The sequence below is a fragment of the Intestinibacter sp. genome, assembly GCF_051866655.1.
GTDB lineage: Bacteria > Bacillota > Clostridia > Peptostreptococcales > Peptostreptococcaceae > Intestinibacter.
In genome coordinates, this window is sequence record NZ_JBJDXL010000362.1 from 1 (window position 1) to 3,281 (window position 3,281).

Sequence of the window (3,281 nt, forward strand, 5' to 3'; positions counted from 1 at the left end):
AGATTTTATAAAAATTTATAACCGTTACAAATACAAGGCTTCAAAAAAACCATATAGTAATTCCAATGCTTAGAGGTGTATTGGTAAAATTTGACTAAAATTTATAAATTTGGTACCCTAGAAATAAGTTGATGAAATTATCACCCCTTTAGTTTTTAAGGGGAATTTTTTTAATTATACATACTATATATAGTATGGGGAGTAAAAACAAACCACAATATATTGTGGTCGAGGGGGATTTGAAGTTGATAGAATATATAAAAAAAAGAGACGGTAGAAAGGTTAGTTTTGATAAAGATTGTATAACAAAAGCTATATTTTCAGCGGCAAGTGAAGTGGCAAAAAAGGAAAATACAGAACCAAGTTATCAAATGGCAGAAGAGCTCGCTGATAAGGTAGTAGAGTTATTAAATGAAAAATACGACAATGATGAAATTCCTAACGTAGAAAATATACAAGACACAGTTGTAAAGGTTCTTATAAAAGCAGGTCATGTAAAAACTAGTGAAGCATTTATTCTTTATAGAAACGAAAGAAGCAGAATAAGAAATTCTAAAACTAGATTGATGAAGGCTATAAATAAAATAACTTTTGAAGATGCTAGCGATGCAAATATAAAAAGGGAAAATGCAAATATAGATGGGAATACTGCTATGGGTACTATGCTACAATATGGAAGCACTGTATCTAAGGAGTTCTGTAAAACTTTTGTTATAAAACCAGAACATGCTCAAGCACATGATAACGGTGATATACACATACATGATATGGACTTTCTAAATATGGGTACATTGACTTGCTGTCAGATAAATTTAGATAAATTATTTGACGGTGGATTTTCAACAGGTCATGGATTTTTAAGAGAACCAAATAGTATTATGAGTTATGGCGCTTTGGCTGCAATTGCTATTCAAAGCGATCAAAATGACCAACATGGCGGGCAAAGTATTCCATTTTTTGATTATAACCTAGCTAAAGGTGTATATAAGACTTTTAAAAAATTATATATATCTAATTTGCATAAAGGATTGAAATTATTAAAAAATATTGATGATAAGAGAACAGTGGAAGATATAGTTAACGATACTGAAAAGAGATCTAATAAAAAAGTAGGTCTAGAAAAGAACTCAGATTATTTGTATATTGAAAAGGAAAAATTAATAGAAACATTTGACATAGAGGAAGATTTAGCTATTTCAATACAAAACTTTGCATATGAAGAGGCGTATAAAGAAACTGACAGACAAACATATCAATCTATGGAAGGATTTATTCATAATTTAAATACAATGCATTCAAGAGCAGGAGCACAGGTACCATTTTCTAGTATAAACTTCGGTACGGATACTTCTATTGAAGGTAGAATGGTAAGTAGAAACTTATTATTATCTCTAGAAAAAGGATTAGGTAATGGAGAAACAGCTATATTCCCTATTTTAATATTCAAGGTTAAAGAAGGTGTTAACTTAAATCCAGAGGATCCTAACTACGATTTATTTAAATTATCATGCAGAGTTTCTGCTAAGAGATTATTCCCTAACTTCAGTTTCTTAGATGCACCATTTAATTTAAAAACATATAAACCTGGTGAACCAGAAACAGAAGCAACATATATGGGTTGTAGAACAAGAGTTTTAGGAAATGTGTGTGGAGAAGAAGTAGTAAGTGGTAGAGGAAATTTATCTTTTACTACAATTAACTTACCTAGATTAGGTATTAAACACGGTATAGTAAATGGAAATAAAGAAGCGAATTTAGATCAATTTTTTGCTGATTTAGATGAAAAAATAGATTTAGTCATAGATCAATTACTTGAAAGAATGCAAATTCAAGGGAATAAAAAGGTTAAAAATTTCCCATTCTTGATGGGTCAAGGAATATGGAGAGGATCTGATGACCTTTCTTTTGAAGATACATTACAAGATGTAATCAAACAAGGAACATTGACAGTTGGATTTATAGGATTAGCAGAATGTCTAATTGCATTGACTGGTAAGCACCATGGAGAAAGCGAACAATCTCAAGAATTAGGATTAAAAATAATTTCACATATGAGAAAGAGAATGGATGAGGCTACAGAAAAATATAAATTAAATTTCTCACTGATAGCTACTCCAGCAGAAGGACTTTCAGGAAGATTTACAGAAATAGATAAAAGAATATATGGCGAAATAAAAGGAATAACAGATAAAGAATATTATACTAATTCCTTCCATGTACCTGTATATTATAATATATCAGCTTTTAACAAGATAGCTATTGAGGCTCCATATCATGAATTGACTAATGGTGGTCATATAACTTATGTTGAATTAGACGGAGACACATCAAATAACCTACAAGCCTTTGAAACTATTATAAGAAGTATGAAGGAAATGGGTATAGGATATGGAAGTGTCAATCATCCAGTAGATAGAGACCCTGTTTGTGGATTCTCAGGAGTTATACCTGGTACTGTTTGTCCAGTGTGCGGACGTAATGAAGAAGAAAGTGATATAAAATTTGAAAGAATCAGAAGAATAACAGGTTATTTAGTAGGTACAGTCGACAGATTTAACGACGCTAAAAAAGCAGAAGTCAGAGATAGAGTAAAACATACTGAAATTTAAGAGGGGGGATAAATATGAAGTTGAGAATAGCATCTCCTGTAATATGTGACAGTATTGTTGATGGACCTGGGCTTAGAATGGTCGTTTGGACACAAGGTTGTAAACATAATTGTAAAGGATGTCATAATCCTCAAACACATAGCTTAAACGGAGGATATGAAGTTGATACAAAAGAAATAATCGATCAAATGGCGTCTTTAAGGCTACAACAGGGTATAACACTTTCAGGAGGAGAGCCTTTCTTACAACCAGCACCATTGGCTGAAATAGCAAAAGAGGCGCATAAAATAAACTTAGATGTTTGGAGTTATACAGGATTTACATTTGAACAGCTTATAGATAAGAATAATCCATTGTATTTTGAAAATATGGAACTATTGAAATATGTAGATGTACTTGTAGATGGTAGATTTGAGATAGACAAAAGAGATATAAGTTTACTTTTTAGAGGCTCATCTAATCAAAGAATAATAGATGTTAAGAAGAGTTTGAAGTATAAAACAGCTGTGTTAAAATTTGAATACATGGAAACACATGATTTTTATACTGCTAAATAGTATTTGAAATTAAAAGACTTTCTAGAAATTAATTGGCTAGAGGGTCTTTTTTTATGAATATTTTTGTATGATAAGTTAAATTATATGTTAAAATAAAATAATGTGTAAATATTGA

The 3,281-nt window shown here is 30.8% G+C and carries 2 protein-coding genes; both read left to right on the forward strand.

Translation table 11 applies throughout. The features are described 5' to 3' along the window. Positions 1–245: 245 nt before the first annotated feature. Entirely contained in the window at positions 246–2,609 is a 2,364-nt protein-coding gene (locus ACI3VO_RS10785; RefSeq protein ID WP_439757921.1) for an anaerobic ribonucleoside triphosphate reductase, read from the forward strand. Between the two features lie 14 nt (positions 2,610–2,623). Next, complete coding sequence (gene nrdG / locus ACI3VO_RS10790) at positions 2,624–3,166, forward strand: anaerobic ribonucleoside-triphosphate reductase activating protein (protein WP_439757922.1); 543 nt, start codon at positions 2,624–2,626, stop codon at positions 3,164–3,166. Positions 3,167–3,281: the final 115 nt, after the last annotated feature.

Bases quoted from the DNA above. Each gene is read 5' to 3' on its own strand.
- nrdG (WP_439757922.1), top strand. From the start codon at position 2,624: ATGAAGTTGAGAATAGCATCTCCTGTAATATGTGACAGTATTGTTGAT.